Annotated in this window: 11 protein-coding genes and 2 riboswitches; of the genes, 6 read left to right on the plus strand and 5 right to left on the minus strand. The window is 61.8% G+C overall.

The genetic code is table 11. The features are described from left to right. Positions 1-42 precede the first annotated feature (42 nt). Entirely contained in the window at positions 43-3,753 is a 3,711-nt protein-coding gene (metH, locus tag OK411_RS13125) for a methionine synthase (RefSeq protein ID WP_264365058.1), read from the minus strand. A gap of 155 nt (positions 3,754-3,908) precedes the next feature. Between metH and OK411_RS13130 the strand changes: the two genes are divergently transcribed. Continuing rightward, a complete protein-coding gene (locus tag OK411_RS13130; RefSeq protein WP_264365059.1) occupies positions 3,909-6,203 on the plus strand; it encodes a fatty acid cis/trans isomerase in 2,295 nt (764 codons plus the stop codon). A gap of 103 nt (positions 6,204-6,306) precedes the next feature. After that, on the plus strand, positions 6,307-6,891 hold the full coding sequence (gene nfuA / locus OK411_RS13135; RefSeq protein WP_003225494.1) for a Fe-S biogenesis protein NfuA: 585 nt from the start codon (positions 6,307-6,309) through the stop codon (positions 6,889-6,891). A gap of 116 nt (positions 6,892-7,007) precedes the next feature. On the opposite strand, the gene cobM is transcribed toward nfuA, so the two are convergent. The 4 genes from cobM to OK411_RS13155 all read right to left on the minus strand — a co-directional run bounded on the left by cobM (position 7,008) and on the right by OK411_RS13155 (position 9,153). Continuing rightward, entirely contained in the window at positions 7,008-7,754 is a 747-nt protein-coding gene (gene cobM, locus OK411_RS13140) for a precorrin-4 C(11)-methyltransferase (RefSeq protein ID WP_016774483.1), read from the minus strand. Positions 7,755-7,832: 78 nt separating this feature from the next. Beyond that, on the minus strand, positions 7,833-8,246 hold the full coding sequence (locus OK411_RS13145; protein ID WP_071172073.1) for a cobalamin biosynthesis protein: 414 nt from the start codon (positions 8,244-8,246) through the stop codon (positions 7,833-7,835). Further along, positions 8,243-8,944 (minus strand): CbtA family protein, encoded by a 702-nt coding sequence (locus OK411_RS13150; RefSeq protein ID WP_056785224.1) that lies wholly within the window; start codon positions 8,942-8,944, stop codon positions 8,243-8,245. The genes OK411_RS13145 and OK411_RS13150 overlap by 4 nt, the downstream gene beginning before the upstream one ends. Positions 8,945-8,955: 11 nt before the next feature. Further along, a complete protein-coding gene (locus OK411_RS13155) occupies positions 8,956-9,153 on the minus strand; it encodes a CbtB domain-containing protein (RefSeq protein ID WP_123442638.1) in 198 nt (65 codons plus the stop codon). 122 nt (positions 9,154-9,275) lie between these two features. Beyond that, a riboswitch (cobalamin riboswitch) is annotated at positions 9,276-9,495 on the minus strand. Between the two features lie 615 nt (positions 9,496-10,110). Continuing rightward, positions 10,111-10,323: riboswitch (cobalamin riboswitch) on the plus strand. A 98-nt stretch (positions 10,324-10,421) separates the two neighbouring features. Between OK411_RS13155 and cobW the strand changes: the two genes are divergently transcribed. The 4 genes from cobW (at position 10,422) to OK411_RS13175 (ending at position 17,238) form a co-directional block, all read left to right on the plus strand. Beyond that, positions 10,422-11,486, plus strand: coding sequence for a cobalamin biosynthesis protein CobW (gene cobW / locus OK411_RS13160; protein ID WP_024012737.1), 1,065 nt, complete (start codon positions 10,422-10,424; stop codon positions 11,484-11,486). A 3-nt stretch (positions 11,487-11,489) separates the two neighbouring features. Further along, entirely contained in the window at positions 11,490-15,338 is a 3,849-nt protein-coding gene (gene cobN, locus OK411_RS13165) for a cobaltochelatase subunit CobN (protein ID WP_264365060.1), read from the plus strand. Positions 15,339-15,562: 224 nt separating this feature from the next. Next, positions 15,563-16,573 (plus strand): ATP-binding protein, encoded by a 1,011-nt coding sequence (locus OK411_RS13170; protein ID WP_136493507.1) that lies wholly within the window; start codon positions 15,563-15,565, stop codon positions 16,571-16,573. Next, positions 16,489-17,238: a vWA domain-containing protein gene (locus OK411_RS13175; protein WP_413694510.1), complete on the plus strand. Its 750-nt coding sequence runs from the start codon at positions 16,489-16,491 to the stop codon at positions 17,236-17,238. The genes OK411_RS13170 and OK411_RS13175 overlap by 85 nt, the downstream gene beginning before the upstream one ends. The last annotated feature ends 350 nt before the right edge of the window (positions 17,239-17,588 follow it).

Raw genomic sequence — 17,588 nt, forward strand, 5'->3', positions numbered from 1 at the left:
TCGAGCAGACCTGGGAGGTGCGCTCCCAGGTCCGCGGCCCGATCAGCTGTCGTAACCCAGATTTGGCGCCAGCCAACGCTCGGTCACGCTCAGGTCCTGGCCTTTGCGCGCGGTGTAGCTCTGCACTTGATCCTTGTCGATCTTGCCCACGGCAAAGTACTGCGCCTGCGGATGGGCGAAGTACCAGCCGCTGACCGCTGCCGCGGGGAACATTGCGTAGTGTTCGGTGAGGAACACGCCACTGCGCCCGGCGCGCATTTCGGCAGCCTCTGGATCGAGCAGGGTGAACAGCGCGGCTTTCTCGGTGTGATCCGGGCAGGCCGGGTAGCCGGGAGCAGGGCGGATGCCACGGTATTGCTCTTTGATCAGCGCATCGTTGTCCAGGGTTTCATCCTTGGCATAACCCCAGTGTTCTTTGCGCACTTGCTGGTGCAGCCATTCGGCGCAGGCTTCGGCCAAGCGGTCGGCGAGGGCCTTGACCATGATCGAGTTATAGTCGTCGCCGGCGTCCTGATAGGCCTTGGCCACTTCTTCGGCGCCGATGCCAGCGGTGGTGATAAAGCCGCCGACATAGTCGGTGACTTCGCTGTCCTTCGGCGCCACGAAGTCGGCGAGGCAGAAGTTCGGCTTGCCGTCGGTCTTGATGATCTGCTGACGCAAGTGATGCAGCTTGGCCAGCGGCTTGCCGGTGTCGTCGTACAGCTCGATGTCGTCTTCGTTGACCTGATTGGCCGGCCAGAAACCGAACACCGCACGGGCGCTGATCAGTTTTTCGTCGATGAGCTTGGCGAGCATTTCCTGCGCGTCCTTGTACAGCGCAGTGGCGGCTTCACCGACCACTTCGTCTTCGAGGATGCGCGGGAACTTGCCGGCCAGATCCCAGGAAATGAAGAACGGTGTCCAGTCGATGTATTCGGCCAGCACTTTCAGATCGATATTTTCGAGCACCTTGCTGCCGGTGAAGGTCGGTTTGACTGGCTGATAATTGGCCCAGTCGAATTGCGGCTTCTTCGCGATCGCGGCGGCGTAGCTCAGGCGTTCGGTACGGGCGCTGCGATTGGACGTACGCTCGCGCACGTCGATGTATTCCAGGCGGGTCTTCTCGACGAACCCGGCCTTGAGCTCCTTGGACAACAACTGTGTCGCCACGCCGACGGCGCGCGAGGCGTCGGTCACGTAGACCACGGCATCGTTGCTGTACTTCGGCTCGATCTTCACCGCGGTGTGCGCTTTCGACGTGGTCGCGCCACCGATCATCAGTGGCAGATGGAAATCCTGACGCTGCATTTCACGGGCAACGTGGACCATCTCGTCCAGCGACGGCGTGATCAGGCCGGAAAGGCCGATGATGTCGCATTTTTCTTCCTTGGCGACCTGCAGAATCTTTTCGGCCGGAACCATCACGCCTAAGTCGACAATGTCATAGCCGTTGCAACCGAGCACCACGCCGACGATGTTCTTGCCGATGTCGTGCACGTCGCCCTTGACCGTAGCCATGAGGATCTTGCCCTTGGCTTCCGGCTTGTCGCCTTTCTCCAGTTCGATAAACGGGATCAAGTGCGCCACGGCCTGCTTCATCACGCGCGCGGATTTCACCACCTGCGGGAGGAACATTTTGCCGGCGCCGAACAGGTCGCCGACGATGTTCATGCCGGACATCAGCGGGCCTTCGATCACTTCGATCGGCCGCGCAAACGACTGGCGGGATTCTTCGGTGTCCTCGACGATGTGCGTGGTGATGCCCTTGACCAGTGCGTGTTCCAGACGTTTGTTGACGTCCCAGTTACGCCACTCTTCGGTCTCGGCTTCCTTGACACTACCGTCGCCCTTGTACTTGTCGGCGATGGCGAGGAGGGCGTCGGTGCCATCCGGGGTGCGGTTGAGAATCACGTCTTCAACAGCGTCGCGCAGCTCCACCGGGATCTGATCGTAGATCTCCAGCTGGCCGGCATTGACGATGCCCATGGTCAGCCCGGCGCGGATCGCGTAGAGCAGGAACACCGAGTGAATCGCCTCACGCACCGGGTTGTTGCCACGGAACGAGAACGACACGTTGGACACGCCGCCGGAGCTCAGCGCGTACGGCAGCTCATCGCGGATGTAGGCGCAGGCATTGATGAAGTCGACGGCGTAGTTGTTGTGCTCTTCGATGCCGGTAGCGACGGCGAAGATGTTCGGGTCGAAGATGATGTCTTCCGGCGGGAAGCCGACTTCATTGACCAGAATGTCGTAGGAGCGTTTGCAGATCTCCTTCTTGCGCGCTTCGGTGTCGGCCTGGCCGGCTTCGTCGAAGGCCATCACCACCACCGCAGCGCCGTAGCGCTTGCACAGCTTGGCGTGATGGATGAACTGCTCGACGCCTTCTTTCATGCTGATCGAGTTGACGATGCCCTTGCCCTGGATGCATTTGAGGCCGGCTTCGATGACTTCCCATTTCGACGAGTCGATCATGATCGGCACGCGCGAGATATCCGGCTCGCCGGCGATCAGATTGAGGAAGGTGACCATGGCCTTCTTCGAATCGAGCATGCCCTCGTCCATGTTGATGTCGATGATCTGCGCGCCGGCCTCGACCTGCTGCAGAGCGACTTCGAGGGCTTCGGTGTAGTTGTCTTCACGGATCAGGCGGGCGAACTTTGCCGAACCGGTGATGTTGGTGCGCTCGCCGACGTTGACGAACAGCGAGCTGCGATCGATGGTGAACGGCTCCAGACCCGACAGGCGGCAAGCCTTGGGGATGTCTGGAATCTGCCGCGGCGCATAACCGGCCACGGCTTTGGCGATGGCTTCGATGTGGCCCGGCGTGGTGCCGCAGCAACCGCCGACGATGTTGAGAAAACCGCTCTGGGCGAATTCTTCGATGACTTTGGCGGTTTGCGACGGCAGTTCGTCGTACTCGCCGAATTCATTCGGCAGGCCGGCGTTCGGGTGCGCGGATACGTGGGTGCTGGCCTTGTTCGACAGCTCTTCCAGGTACGGGCGCAGTTCGCTGGCGCCGAGGGCGCAGTTCAAGCCCACGGAAATCGGCTTGGCGTGGGCCACGGAGTTCCAGAACGCCTCGGTGGTCTGGCCGGACAGGGTACGACCGGAGGCGTCGGTGATGGTCCCGGAAATCATGATCGGCAGTTCGATGTGCAGCTCCTCGAACACGCCCTGCACGGCGAAGATCGCGGCTTTGGCGTTGAGGGTGTCGAAAATGGTTTCGATCAGAATCAGGTCGGCGCCGCCCTCGATCAGGCCTTTGGTGGCTTCGGTGTAGTTTTCCACCAGCTCATCGAAGGTCACGTTGCGGTAGCCGGGGTTGTTGACGTCGGGCGACAGCGAGCAGGTGCGGCTGGTCGGGCCGAGCACGCCGGCAACGAAGCGCGGCTTGGCCGGGTTTTCGGCGGTCTTGGCGTCGGCAATCTTGCGCGCCAGACGTGCGCCCTCTACGTTTAACTCGTACGCCAGCTCTTCCATGCCGTAATCGGCCATGGAAATGCGCGTGGCGTTGAAAGTGTTGGTTTCGAGAATGTCGGCGCCGGCGTCCAGATAGGCTTTTTCGATGCCGCCGATCACGTCCGGACGGGTGATCACCAGCAGGTCGTTGTTGCCCTTGACGTCACTCGGCCAGTCCGCGAAGCGCTTGCCGCGATAATCCTGTTCTTCGAGCTTGTAGCTCTGGATCATCGTGCCCATCCCGCCGTCGAGAATCAGGATGCGCTCTTTGAGGGCTTGCTTGAGAGCTTGAAGGCGGACGCTGCGATCGGACATGTGGACTACTCGGAAAGACCATTACGAAGGAGCGGGATCATAGCAAACCTGTGCGCTTTTAGAGCATGTGCAGCTTTTGCATGAATATCGCTCATGTTGGTACGAGCGTCATAACGGTAGAATCGCAGCCTTTTTTTATCATCGAGATCAGCAACATGCCGCACCGCTTCATCAGTTTATGGTTGCTGGTCCTGAGCGGGAGCGTTGCGGCGCAAGATCCTGCCATTTCTTCTTCCATCTCCTACACCCGCGATATCCAACCGATCTTCACCGAGAAGTGCGTAGCCTGCCATGCCTGCTATGACTCGGCCTGTCAGCTCAATCTGGGCAGTGGCGAAGGCGCTGCTCGTGGCGCGAGCAAGATGCCCGTGTACGACGGCGAACGCACTCAGGCAGCACCGACCACGCGCCTGTTTTACGACGCCTTCGGCAAGCGCGCCTGGCAGCAGAAAGACTTCTATTCGGTGCTCGACGCCCAGGGCAGTCAGGCTGCGCTGATGGCACGCATGCTTGAACTCGGCCACAAGACGCCGCTGACGCCGAACGCCAAACTGCCGGAAGAGATTGTTCTTGGGCTCAATCGCAACAATCTATGCGCAATGCCTGCGGAGTTCGACGGATATGCCGGCGCGCACCCGAAAGAGGGCATGCCGCTGGCGGTCACTGGCCTGACCGACCAGCAATACCAGACCCTGCAGCGCTGGCTGGCGTCTGGCGCGCCGATCGACGAACAGAGCCTGGCACCGAGTGCCAAAGAGGCGATGCAGATCCTGCAGTGGGAAAACCTGCTCAACGCCCCCGGTGCGCGGCAGAGTCTGGTGGGGCGCTGGTTGTTCGAACACTGGTATCTGGCGCACATTTATTTCAAGGACGGCGAGCCGGGGCATTATTTCCAGTGGGTGCGTTCGCGCACGCCGAGCGGCCAGCCGATCGACCTGATCGCCACGCGCCGCCCCAACGACGACCCGGGCACCCAGGTGTATTACCGCTTGTGGCCGGTGCAGGGGGTGATCGTGCACAAGACGCACATCACTTATCCGCTGAGCGCGGCGAAAATGGCGCGGATCAAGAGCCTGTTCTACAGCGGCAACTGGCAGGTCAACGCGTTACCGGGTTACGGCCCGCAAAGCCGCGCCAATCCGTTTGCCACCTTCGAGGCGATTCCGGCGCAGGCGCGCTATCAGTTCATGCTCGATAACGCTGAATACTTCGTCCGCACCTTCATTCGCGGCCCGGTGTGCCGTGGGCAGATCGCGACCGACGTGATCCGCGACAACTTCTGGGCGCTGTTCCAGGCGCCGGAACATGATCTCTACATCACCGACCCGAACTACCGTGGCCAGGCCACGCCGCTGCTGGCGATGCCGGGGCAGAACGACGATGTCGGCAGCGTGCTGAGTCTGTGGCGCAACTACCGCGACAAGCGCAACGAATACGAGGCACTGCGCCGTGACAGCTACGCCGATCTGCCGGCGCCGAGCTGGTCGACGCTGTGGGCCGGCAACGACAACGCCTTGCTGAGCATTTTCCGCCACTTCGACAGCGCTTCGGTGACCAAGGGGCTGATCGGTGAGGTGCCGCAAACCATGTGGCTGTTCGACTATCCGCTTCTGGAACGCACCTACTACCAGCTCGCGGTCAATTTCGACGTGTTCGGCAACGTTTCCCATCAGGCGCAGACCCGTCTGTATTTCGACCTGATCCGTAACGGCGCCGAGCAGAACTTCCTGCGCCTGATGCCCGCCGACTCACGTGAGGATTACCTCAACGATTGGTACCAGGACGGCGGCCAATTCAAGATGTGGCTCGATTACGAGGCCATCGATGACGACAAACCGACCGCGCTGAAGCTCGACGAAAAAGACCCGAAACACGATTTCGCCATGCAGTTGCTGGCGCGCTACGGTGATCTGAACGCGCGGCCGGACCCGATCAATCGCTGCGACGGCGCTTATTGCTCGCGACCGAATATTGATCCGGCGTTGCAGAATGCCGAGCAGGCGTTGAGCCGTCTGGCCTCGCGCCCGGCAGCGGGACTGAAAGTCATCGACCAGATGCCCGAAGCCACCTTGCTGCGTGTCGAAACCGCCAGCGGCAAGCGCGAGGTCTACAGCGTGCTGCGCAACCGCGCGCACAGCAACGTGGCGTTTCTGCTCGGTGAGTCGCTGCGCTATCAACCGGGTCTCGACACCTTGACGATCTATCCGGGCGTGCTCACCAGTTACCCGAACTTCATGTTCAACGTACCGGCCGAGCAGGTGCCAGCGTTTGTCGATGCCATGGAGAATGCCAGGGATGCCAATCGGTTCGACAAGATCGTCGAACGCTGGGGCATTCGTCGCAGTCATCCGCAGTTCTGGCTGTATTTTCACGATCTGAGCCAGTACATCCACGAAACCGATCCGGTGGAAGAGGGTGTGCTGGATATGAACCGGTACGAGAACCTTTGAGCATTCGCAGGCATATGCCGGGATTCTTTCCCGACAAAAATACTAGGACTTTGTCAGCCGCGCCGATTGGCGTAAACTGCGCCCAAGCCTGCGAGGAGTTTTTATGACCGCTATTACCATTACCGACGCCGCCCATGATTACCTGGCCGATCTGCTCTCCAAGCAGAACACCCCGGGCATCGGCATCCGTGTCTTCATCACCCAGCCTGGCACCCAGTACGCCGAAACCTGCATTGCCTACTGCAAGCCGGGCGAAGAGAAGCCTGAAGATACTGCGCTGGGGCTGAAAAGCTTCACCGCTTACATCGATTCCTTCAGCGAAGCGTTTCTTGACGACGCCGTTGTCGACTATGCCACCGACCGTATGGGCGGCCAGCTGACCATCAAGGCGCCAAATGCCAAGGTGCCGATGGTCAATGCCGACAGCCCGGTCAACGAGCGCATCAACTACTACCTGCAAACCGAGATCAACCCGGGGCTGGCCAGCCACGGCGGTCAGGTCAGCCTGATCGATGTGGTCGAGGACGGCATTGCCGTGTTGCAGTTCGGTGGCGGTTGCCAGGGCTGCGGCCAGGCTGACGTGACCTTGAAGGAAGGCATCGAGCGTACTCTGCTCGAGCGCATCCCGGAGCTCAAGGGCGTTCGCGACGTGACCGATCACACGCAGAAAGAAAACGCCTACTACTAAGGCGTTCGCTGCGAACATGAAAAACGGCGCCCCGTGAGCGCCGTTTTTTTATGCCTGTGGCTTGATCATGCCCACGCTCCGCGTGGGCATGCAGCCCGGGACGCTCCGCGTTCCACTCACGGTCGGTACAAATGCGCATGCCCGGCGCGATACAACGACGACTCGCTGAACACCTCGCTGCCCAGTACCCGCCCGACCAGAATCAGCGCCGTACGCCGAAACCCTTTGGCCTCGACCTTTGCGGCAATGTCCGCCAGTGTACCGACGACCCAGTCCTGATCCGGCCATGTCGCGCGGTGAATCACGGCAATCGGGCAGTCCGCGCCGTAATGCGGCAGCAATTCAACCAAAATCTTTTCCAGATGATTGACCCCCAAATGAATGGCCATGGTCGCGCCATGCTGCGCCAGGCTGGCCAGCTCCTCGCCAACGGGCATCGCGGTCTTGTCGGCGTAACGGGTCAGGATCACGCTTTGCGAGATGTCCGGCAGAGTGAGCTCGGCGCCCAGCAGCGCTGCGCATGCCGCCGTCGCGGTCACGCCCGGAATGATCTCGAAAGGAATGCTCAGCTCACGCAAGTAGCGGATCTGCTCACCAATCGCGCCGTACAGACCTGGATCCCCCGAATGCACGCGGGCAACATCCTGGCCTTTGGCATGGGCCGTCCTGATCAGGTCGATGATCTGTTCCAGATGCAGTTCAGCGCTGTTGACCACGGTTTCGGCCTGATGACCTTCCAGCACCGCTGCGGGTACCAGCGAACCGGCATAAATGATCACCGGGCAGCTGCGAATCAGCCGTTGGCCTTTGACGGTGATGAGTTCCGGGTCGCCGGGGCCGGCGCCGATGAAGTAGACAGTCATCGTTGAATCCTTGTGAAGAGGCGCAGGCACACTGCAGATGAAACGTGCTCATGATCAATGGCGGGGATTATCGGGATTTTATGCAGCGCCGGCCAATGCCAGCGTGGCCTGCGCATATTTCTGCCGGTGGATCAGCAGTTTTGCCGGCGCCTGAATCAACTGCTCGGCCAGCGCCAGCGCGGCGCTTTCCGCCACGCCGTAGCAGCCGGTGCGTTCAAAGGCGATCTGCGATTGATGGCTGAGGCGCTGTTGATAGGGCGCCAGCTCGGCACTGTTGAAATACTGCAGCGGCAGGTTCAATTGTGTGGCCAGTTCCAGCAACCCCGGTTCGTCGCGCTTGAGGTCGATACTCGCCAAAGCCTTGACCGCTCGCAGCTCGATGCGGTGCGCCTGCAACGCTTGATCGAGTAGTGCACGCAGCGTACTGGCGGGACAGCCACGCTGGCAGCCGAGGCCGACCACGAAGGTCGGCGCTGCGCGGTCATCGGTCATGCCTGATATGGGCCTGCGCTTTTACGGCGGAACAACCATGCACTGATCAAGCCCAAGGCCAGCCAGAACGCGACGTTGGTCAGCTGCGAAGCGATTTTGAATTGGGTTTCCAGTGCCTCTGGGGCAAGCATCGAATGCACCTGGGGTTGCGGCGCGCCGATCACATGCGGCACGGCGAGAATCGCCACACCGAGAAGCTTCATCAGCCAGTGGCGGCTGAAGGCGATCAGTGCCAGGCCGACGGCGGTCGAAGCGGCAGTGCCGATCCACCAGATCTGCCGCGATGCCAGATCGGCAGCCGCAGTGCCCGGCAATTCAGGTGGCAGGCCCAAGGTCGGCGCGAGAACGAACGTCGCGTAACCGGCCAGACCCCAGAGCAGCCCTTGCGAGGTTTTGGTTGGCGCGCGCAAGGTGTACAGGCCGGCGAGCATCAGGGCGAAACCCACCGCCACCACCAGATTGCCGCCAGTGGTCGAGACCACGCGCTGCCAGCCGTCTTCCGGCTCCCAGGCTTCGCCATCATGGCTGTGGGCGGCGGTGCCGGCGGCGTGTTCGTGAACTTGCGCGACCGGTTCGGATTTCTCGAAGGTTTCGGCCTGCAGAATCAGTGGCGAAACCCAGAAACTCTGCAGCAGGGTCAGCAGCAGGGCGGCGAGCAAGCCGGTGAAGCCTGCGGTTTGCGCGATACGCTTGATCATCTCGGCAAGCCTCAGTGGCACGGGAACGCGGCGCTGTGGCGGGTATCGTGGGCGGCGTTGTGCACCGCTTCGATGTGCGAGAAACCGGCGAACCAGACCAGGCTGGCACCGAGGATCGAGGCGAAGAGGGCGGCGGCCACGCGTTGGCCGAGTGTGGTGCTGCTGGAGGTGTGGTCAGTGTGGCTGACGGTATTGCTGATGATCGACATAGCGCTTCCCTCTGAAATGTCAGCGGGTAAACAGAGCGCATGAAAATCCCTGCGAGCCGGGCACGCAGGGATTTCGAACAGCGCCCGCCCACCGCGGGTTTGTTTGTGGTCAGCGGCGCTTGCGCGCGCTGGGTGTTGCGGGCCGGTCTCCGGGCTCGCGAGGGGTTGGCACGAGGCCGACCTGCAAGCATCACCTTCCCATGCCGGGGCACAGTGGATCTGACGCTTCGCTCGCTTACCGTTGCGGGGGCAGCACCGGACTGACATGGCTTTGAGTAAAGCACATGATTCACCGGTTTCCCGTTTCACCCTGTGAAGGGCACCCGTAACAAGGTGGGCAGGAGAACATGGGTTTGGGTTTTTAGTCAATTTCCGGGGAGTTTTCGGTGCTGCGGTGGGGGTGTTTTTCTGATGTTTTTGTGTGTATATCCGTCGCCGGTGGATCAAGATCAAGATCAAGATCAAGAGCAGGCGAGCTGACACTCGGCTTATTGAGTGGTGAAAAGCGTGGGTGTTCGGCTTTTAATTTGTGTTGTTGCTGCCCCTCACCCCAGCCCTCTCCCGAGGGAGAGGGAGCCGATTTGTGTGGTGTTCAAAATCTGCATTCGACTCGGTAACGCAAGTCGGCGTATTTCGCCTAAACACCTCGGTCAGTCCCCTCTCCCTCGGGGAGAGGGCTAGGGTGAGGGGCTCTAGATCTGGCTTTTGCTTTGGCTTTGATCTTTTGCCCCTTCAGCAGGCTGCGCCCGGATCGGTCCCGTAACGAAGGTACCCCGAGCCCCAGCGAGCGGGCCGTACGCCGGGGCAAAGCCTTTTGGTTCCTTTTTGCTGTGCCGGCACTCCGGCGTTTGAAAAAGGGACTCGCTGTAAGAGCGAAACCATAGGAAGCCGTACCGCAGCAACGGATATACCCCCAGTTTCAGACTCACCGACCATTGACCCACGACGGACCCATGCGTAGCCTTGCGCTTTCGAGGTTCTTCGGCACTCGCCGAAGCTAAGAAGGGAACGCGGTCAAAGCCGCGGCTGCCCCCGCAACTGTGAACGGTGATGTTCGTTGCCACGCCACTGCCAGCTCAACCGATGAGCCAGCGGGAAGGCGCAATGGACGCCAGGTCTCGCGCCTGAACGCCGTCAGCCAGGAGACCTGCCTCGTCACAGATTCTCACTACAACCGGGCGGGGTGATCCGGTGGCGAATGCTTCCGGCGTGCATGCGCGCTGCCGGTTCTCGTCCCGTATGCCCGCCGCTTGCCAAAGGGCATACCGATGAAAACACTGGCCAAACTCCCCGTCACCATCGTCACCGGTTTCCTCGGTTCAGGCAAAACCACGCTGCTGCGGCACATGCTCGACAACGCTCAGGGCCGGCGCATCGCGGTGATCGTCAACGAGTTTGGCGAGCTCGGCATCGACGGTGAGATCCTCAAGCAATGCACCATCGGCTGCACCGAAGAAGAGGCCAGCGGCCGCGTATATGAGCTGGCCAACGGCTGCCTGTGCTGCACGGTGCAGGAAGAATTCTTCCCGGTAATGCGCGAACTGGTTGCCCGTCGCGGCGATCTCGACCACATCCTTATTGAAACCTCGGGCCTGGCCCTGCCAAAACCGCTGGTGCAGGCCTTCCAGTGGCCGGAAATCCGTAGCGCCTGCACCGTTGACGCGGTGATCACCGTGGTCGACAGCCCCGCCGTCGCTGCTGGCACCTTCGCAGCGTTCCCGGATCAGGTCGATGCCCAGCGCAAACTCGATCCGAACCTTGATCACGAGTCGCCGCTGCACGAATTGTTCGCCGATCAACTGGCCAGTGCTGACCTGGTCATCCTCAACAAGGCCGACCAGACCAGCGCGGAAGATCTGGCTCGGGTCCGCGCTGAAGTCGCCGAAGAGCTGCCGCCAGCGGTAAAAATCATCGAAGCCAGCAATGGCCGCCTGCCGCTCGACGTGCTGATCGGCCTCGGTGCCGGCTCCGAGGAGCACATCGACAGCCGCCACAGTCACCACGATCACCACCATGACGGTGATGACGACGATCACGATCACGACGCGTTCGATTCGATCTCAATCGAACTGCCGCAAGCCGATGAAAGCCTGCTGCTCGACGCGCTGACGCAACTCGTGGTGCAACACGGCATTCTGCGCGTGAAAGGCTTCGCGGCGATTCCGAACAAGCCGATGCGCCTGTTGATCCAGGGTGTGGGCACGCGTTTCGACAAGCATTTCGACCGTCAGTGGGGCGCCGAAGAAGCGCGCGTCACGCGTCTGGTGCTGATCGGTCAGGAACTCGATGCCGCGCAACTCGAAGCGCAATTGCGCGCTGCGCTCAGCGTTTAAGCCATGCACCTGCTCAGGACCCAGCCCGGCGGATTCGTCTCGGACGACAACATTGCCGATCTCGGACAAACCCCCGCCGAGCTGGTGATCCTGTGCAGCGGCGATTCCAGCCTGGCGCTGCTCGCCGAGGCCGCGCAGCAATTGCCCGATGACTACCCGAGCCTGCGTCTGGCCAACCCGATGCAGGTGCAGAATCATGCCTCGGTCGATCTGTATGTCGACGAAGTGCTGCGCCACGCCAAGGTCATTCTGATCTCCCTGCATGGCGGCATTGCCTATTGGCGCTACGGTGTCGAGCGGCTGGTCGAGTTGTCCGAACGCGGCGTGCAACTGATTCTGGTGCCCGGCGATGACCGCCCGGACCCCGAGCTCAGTGACTTGAGCACGGTCAGCGCCGAAGTACGCGATCGACTCTGGCAATTTCTGCGTCAGGGCGGCATGGGCAATGCGCTGGATTTCTTCCGTTGCCTGGGCAGCCAATGGTTCGCCCGCGATTACCCGTGGAGCGAGCCGCAAACCCTGCCGCGCACGGCGATTTATCACCCACAGAAAAACAGCGCTGCCCTGAGCGACTGGCAAGCCGAATGGCTACCCGGTCAACCGGTGGCGGCGCTGTTGTTTTATCGCTCGCATTTGCAGGCGGCGAACACCGCGTTCATCGATGTGTTCTGTCAGCGTTTGCAGGCAGCCGGACTCAATCCGCTGCCGATCGCGGTGGCCAGTCTGAAAGAACCCGGTTGTCTGTCGGTGGTCGAGGACTGGCTGGATGAAGTCGAGGCGGGGGTGATTCTCAACACCACCGGTTTTGCCCAATCGAGCCCCGAAGCACCGCATCTGCGCCCGTTTCGCCGCAACATTCCGGTGATTCAAGCGATCTGCGCCCAGGACAACGAGCCCGGCTGGCGCGACAGCGAGCAGGGCCTCGGACCGCGCGATTTGGCGATGCACATTGCTTTGCCGGAACTCGATGGACGCATCATCAGCCGACCGATCAGCTTCAAGGATCTGGCTTGGCGCAGCGAGCGCAGCCAGTCCGATGTGGTCTGCTACCGCGCCCAGCCCGAACGCATGGATTTCGTCGCCGAACTGGCGCGGCGTTGGGTTGCTTTGGCACACGTGCCGAACGGCGAAAAACGCATCGCGCTGATCCTCGCCAACTACCCGACCCGCGACGGCCGCATCGGCAATGGCGTCGGCCTCGATACGCCGGCGGCGGCGCTGAATATCCTCCGCGCATTGCGAGCGGAGGGTTATCCGATCACGGCCGAGTTGCCCGACAGCGGCACCGAACTGATCCAGCAACTGCTCGGCGGTGTCAGCAACGACCTCGACAGTCTCGACTTGCGCCCGTGCCAGCAGAGCCTGGCGATGGACGATTACCTGGCAATGTTCAATGCGTTGCCGGAAGCGAATCGCGCCGCGGTACTCGAGCGTTGGGGATCGCCACACAACGATCCGATGTGCCGCGACGGTCGACTGATGATCGCCGGTCTGCGTTTCGGTCTGACCTTTGTCGGCATCCAGCCGGCCCGGGGTTATCAGGTCGATCCGAGCGCGGTGTACCACGACCCGGATCTGGTTCCGCCGCACGGCTATCTGGCGTTCTATTTCTGGTTGCGCAACACCTACGGCGCTCACGGTGTCATCCACGTCGGCAAGCACGGCAACCTCGAATGGTTGCCGGGCAAAGGCGTTGGGCTATCGGAAAACTGCTGGCCGGATGCGTTGCTCGGCCCGCTGCCAAATATCTATCCGTTTATCGTCAACGATCCGGGCGAGGGCGCCCAGGCCAAACGGCGCACGCAGGCGGTGATCATCGACCACCTGATGCCGCCGCTGACCCGCGCCGAAACCTACGGGCCGCTGCGCAATCTGGAGCTGCTCGCCGACGAATATTACGAGGCGCAACTGCTCGATCCGCGCCGTGCCCGCGAGTTGCAACGCGACATTCTGCAATTGGTGCGTGACACGCAGATCGACCGCGAACTGCAACTGGACGCAGCGCTGGACAGCGATGCCGATGCGGCGATCTGGTTGCCGCGTCTGGACACTTATCTGTGCGACCTGAAGGAATCGCAGATTCGCGATGGGTTGCACATCTTTGGCGAATCGCCGAGCGGGCGCTTGCGTATCGACACCTTGCTCGCGTTGCTGCGCATCCCGCGCGGTGACGGCAAGGCCGCGCAGTCGAGTCTGCTGCGAGCACTGGCTAAAGCGTTTGATCTCGGTTTTGATCCGCTGGATTGCGCCTTGGCCGATCCGTGGAGCGGCCCGCGTCCGCCCGAGTTGCAGGCCATCAGCGAAGAAGTCTGGCGCACCGCCGGCGACACCCGCGAACGCCTCGAATTGTTTGCCGCAGACCTGATCTCCCAAACACTCAATGTCCCCTATGGAAGCGAGCCTGCTCGCGAAAGCGGTGTGTCAGTAAAAGAACAATTATCTGACCCGACGCCTTCGCGAACAGGCTCGCTCCCACAAGGGCCGGGGTGGGCGGAGGTTGATTCGATACTCGAGCATCTGCGCGAAGTCGTCGCCCCACGCCTCGATGCTTGCGGCCCGGCCGAAATGCGCGGTCTGCTTGACGCCCTCAGCGGTCGTTTCGTCCCCGCCGGCCCCAGCGGCGCGCCCAGCCGTGGCCGCCTCGACGTGTTGCCCACCGGTCGTAATTTCTATTCGGTGGACGTGCGCAATCTGCCGACCACCACCGCGTGGCGCATCGGATTCCAGTCGGCAACGCTGATTCTCGAACGGCATCTGCAGGACCACGGCGATCACTTGCGCCAACTCGGCTTGTCCGTGTGGGGCACCGCAACCATGCGCACCGGCGGCGACGACATCGCTCAGGCCATGGCGTTGATGGGCGTGCGTCCGGTCTGGGCCACGGGCAGTCAGCGTGTGGATGATTTCGAGATTCTGCCGCTGAGTCTGCTCGATCGTCCTCGGGTCGATGTGACATTGCGGGTTTCGGGGTTTTTCCGTGATGCGTTTGCCAACCTCATCCGCCTGTTCGACGCCGCCGTGCAAGCGGTGGCCGCGCTGGACGAGCCGGACGACTTGAACCCATTGGCCGCCAAGGTGCGTGCCGAACGCCAGGCGCTGTTGCAGTCGGGCGTCGATGAAGATACCGCGCGGCGTCAGGCCGGGTGGCGCATCTTCGGCGCGAAACCGGGGGCGTATGGCGCCGGGGTGCAAGGCGCCATCGACGGGCGTTTGTGGCAGACCCGCGAAGACCTCGCCGAGGTTTACCTGAACTGGGGCGCCTACGCTTACGGCGGCGCCGACGAGGGCACGGCTGCCCGCGCGCAGTTCAGTCAGCGTCTGAGCCAAGTGCAGGCAGTTCTGCAGAACCAGGACAACCGCGAGCATGACCTGCTCGATTCCAACGATTACTACCAGTTCCAGGGCGGCATGCTCGCCGCGGTGGAGACGCTGCGCGGCGAAGCGGCGGCCAGTTATCACGGCGATCACAGCCAGCCGGATCTGCCGAAGATTCGTACCCTGAAGGAAGAGTTGAACCGCGTGGTGCGCTCGCGCGCGGCGAATCCGAAGTGGATCGACGGAATCAAGCGTCACGGCTACAAAGGCGCGTTCGAATTGGCAGCGACGGTTGATAATCTGTTCGCCTTCGATGCGACTACGCAGCTGATCGATGACCATCAATATGCGTTGCTGGCGGAGGCATATTTGCTTGATCCGGCGACCCGGGATTTTGTTCGTGAACATAATCCGCACGCGTTGCGCGACATGACCGAACGCATGCTCGAAGCGCAGCAGCGCGGGATGTGGCAGGAGCCTGGGGCTTATAAAGAGGCGCTGGAGAATTTGCTGTTGGATATCGAGGAAGATATGTAGCCGCTAAAAAGCTACCCTCACCCCAGCCCTCTCCCGGAGGGAGAGGGGGCCGATTTGTGTTGGTTTTGAGGCCTGAGTTCAACTCGATAATTCAGGTCGGCGCAACTTGCAAGAACACCCAGATCAGTTCCCTCTCCCTCTGGGAGAGGGTTAGGGTGAGGGCCACCCAACTGACACGCCACTAAAACTCAAGCACACCAAAGACCACGAAAGGGAAAACCCAAATGACCGACACCCCGCATTTCCCACTCTCCGCCGTGGTCGGCGCCGATGACTTGAAGCTCGCCCTGTGCCTGACCGCCATCGACCCGAAAATCGGCGGCGTACTCATCGAAGGTCCGCGCGGCATGGCCAAGTCGACGCTGGCGAGGGGCCTGGCGGATCTGCTCGCCAGCGGCCAGTTTGTCACTTTGCCGTTGGGCGCTACCGAAGAGCGGCTGGTCGGCACCCTCGATCTCGATGCTGCCCTGAGCGACGGTCGCGCGCAGTTTTCGCCCGGTGTTCTGGCCAAGGCTGACGGTGGCGTGCTCTATGTCGATGAGGTCAATCTGCTGCCCGATCACTTGGTCGACCTGCTGCTCGATGTCGCTGCCAGCGGTACCAACCTGATCGAGCGCGACGGCATTTCCCATCGGCATTCGGCCAAATTCGTCCTGATCGGCACCATGAACCCGGAAGAGGGCGAGCTGCGGCCGCAACTGCTTGACCGCTTCGGCTTGAACGTTGCCCTCAGCGGCCACACCGCGCCCGCCGAACGCGGACAGATCATTCGCCGGCGGCTGGATTTCGACAGCGATCCACAAGGGTTCTGCGCGCAGTGGGCGAGCGAGCAACACATCCTGCGTTCGCGCTGTGAAAGCGCCCGCGAGCGCTTGGCAGCCATTCCACTGGATGACGCGGCATTGGCGTTGATTACCGAGCGTTGTTTCGCTGCTGGGGTCGATGGCTTGCGTGCCGATCTGGTCTGGTTGCGCGCGGCCCGCGCCCATGCCGCGTGGCGTGGGGCGGATGCGATTGCTGAAGAGGACATCGACGCGGTGGCCGAATTTGCCCTGCGCCATCGCCGTCGCGAACACCCTTCATCCAGCACCCAATCACAAGCGCAATCTCCTTCAGGCACAGACAGCAAGTCCAGCGAAGGGCAGGGCCAGTGGGGCGAGATGCCGGCGACGGCGCAAGCCACCGGTGCCCGCCGCGAAGTTCCGAGCTGGCCGCCCTTGGCAAAAAAGCCCTAGGCATTCGCCCCCGGTCCGACGCGGGGGCGAATGCCAAGCCCCGTGCCGGACAACTCGACAATGGCCGCCAGGGCCAGCGGCATGGGGCCGGCAGCGGATCGGTGAACTGGCCGGGCACGCTGCTCAATGGCCGCCCCCAGCGCCGCGCCGATCTGCTGTTTCAACAGCGCACCCGCGCGCCCCATGAAATCTGGCTGGTGATCGTCGACGCGTCGGCCTCGACCCGTCGCCATCAGGCCTTGAGCGATGCCAAGGGCCTGCTCGCGCAGCTGTTCGACGATGCTTATCGCCAGCGGGCGCGGCTGGCGTTGCTGACCGCCAGTGGTTCTGCGCCGAAATGGCAGGTGCAAGGCTTGAAGGCCTCAAGCGGCCTGGGCGTCTGGCTCGACGGTTTGGGCGCCGGTGGCGGCACGCCGTTGCTCGCGGCACTGGCGCAGGCGCAGCAATGGCTGACGGTTAGACGCAAGCGCTTTTCTGCCGAACAGCAACGCTGCCTGATCGTGACCGATGGTCGCGTGAAAGAACTGTCGGCGTTGCCAGTGCTGGCGTGTCCGGGATTGCTGATCGACATTGAGCGCGGGCCGATTCGACTGGGCCGGGCGAAGGATCTGGCGACCGCGCTGCAAGCGCAGTATCAGCATATCGATGAGCTGGATTTGCGCTGAAATCCGCCGCACCGCTCGCACCCTGTGGGAGCGAGCCTGCTCGCGAAGGCTTCTTCAGCAACGCTGAAAGTCTGCGATCAAGGTCATTCATACAGATTTTGAAATGATTTACCGCTGTGGAGCAGGTCGGTCGACGCTGTACGCTCGAAGGCCATTTTTCATTCAGGATCTACATGAACACCCTCTCGGAGCCTCCCAGTCAGCACTCTCCAGCACGCCTTCGCGCGGTCTTGATCCTTTCGCAGCATCCCGTCTTCCGACTCCCGACTATGGTTGATAACGCGGCTCTTGAGCTTTCGCGTTGCACTTCGCCGTGTCCGGCCGCCTGAATTCACTGAAGAGAGATCGAG

The organism is Pseudomonas sp. RG1 (assembly GCF_025910115.1).
Classification (GTDB): domain Bacteria; phylum Pseudomonadota; class Gammaproteobacteria; order Pseudomonadales; family Pseudomonadaceae; genus Aquipseudomonas; species Aquipseudomonas atacamensis.